Raw genomic sequence first — 1,066 nt, forward strand, 5'->3', positions numbered from 1 at the left:
AAAGTTAAAAAACGGGTCTGGGTATTCTTTGCTGAAGGACAGCGTTCCCTGCCCCATCCCCACTACCGAAAAAGATGCGCACCGCGCCGCTCCTTCGAAATCGACATTACCCATGAGCAGACGGGGTTCAACCACGATCGTACCGGCGAAAGGGCTGTGCGGCTGCTATCCCCCAGCGTTGTTGCACAAATGACACGATTTGGCCTCACTCAGAAAGCTCTCATTAACCTTCGGCCCGCCCCAGCCCCTTGTTTACGGGCGAATCCGGCGATCGGCTGACGGAATCATGGCGAGGCCTTGAGCCGCCAGCCAGGGAATCGCCGCAGAACCGCCGCATCGCGGAAGGCCGCAGGCCGGTGCGTTCTTATTTTTCCGTATAATGGCTTCTTTTTCCGAGATATTGGCTGGGGCTTGTTGATTGTGCCGGCGCTTTTCTTTATCCAGCGGCGCAACGGAGAGGTGGCCGAGTGGTCGAAGGCGCTCCCCTGCTAAGGGAGTAGAGGTCAAAAGCTTCTCGTGGGTTCGAATCCCATCCTCTCCGCCATCCTGCTTCGCTCTTCGAGCTTCGCAGGACAAGCCCAGACCAGACCTCAGCGCGAAGCAGGATGTCCTCCGAAGCCTCGGCGAAGGAGGGCCGCAAGCTTGCAAAAGCAGGATTGGCAATACCCTCAGCGCGAAGCAGGATGCCCTCCGAAGCCTTGGCAAAGGAGGGCCGGTCGTGTGGTATGTATACCTGCTGGAAAGCAAGACTGCCGACGGTGAGCGTTATGTCGGCATCACGTCCGACTTGAAGCGACGGCTTGCCGAGCACAATGACGGAAAATCCAGTCACACATCCAAGTTCCTGCCATGGCAGATCGTCACCTATGTGGCGTTCTCGAATCAAGCCAAGGCGACTTCATTGAGCGTTATCTCAAATCCGGTTCCGGGCACGCCTTCGCCAGCAAACGTCTGTGGTGAATGCCCCTTCCTTGTGAAAAAACCCAGGGATTCCCGGAAAAACGCAGCAATACCAATTGTTTGCTGCAAAAACACGCACCACCAAAACGGTTGTTTCGTTCGATTC

At 56.4% G+C, this 1,066-nt stretch carries 2 protein-coding genes and 1 tRNA gene; all 3 read left to right on the plus strand.

All coding sequences use genetic code 11. From position 1 onward, the window contains the following. A partial coding sequence (locus tag FJ951_RS28655; RefSeq protein WP_210239651.1) for a hypothetical protein occupies nucleotides 1-279 on the plus strand: 279 nt, incomplete at its 5' end. Nucleotides 280-453: 174 nt separating this feature from the next. Beyond that, nucleotides 454-544: transfer RNA gene (locus tag FJ951_RS28325), tRNA-Ser, on the plus strand. Nucleotides 545-718: 174 nt separating this feature from the next. Then, a partial coding sequence (locus FJ951_RS28330) for a GIY-YIG nuclease family protein (RefSeq protein ID WP_348640071.1) occupies nucleotides 719-1,066 on the plus strand: 348 nt, incomplete at its 3' end.

The sequence above is a fragment of the Mesorhizobium sp. B2-2-3 genome (assembly GCF_006442405.1).
Classification (GTDB): domain Bacteria; phylum Pseudomonadota; class Alphaproteobacteria; order Rhizobiales; family Rhizobiaceae; genus Mesorhizobium.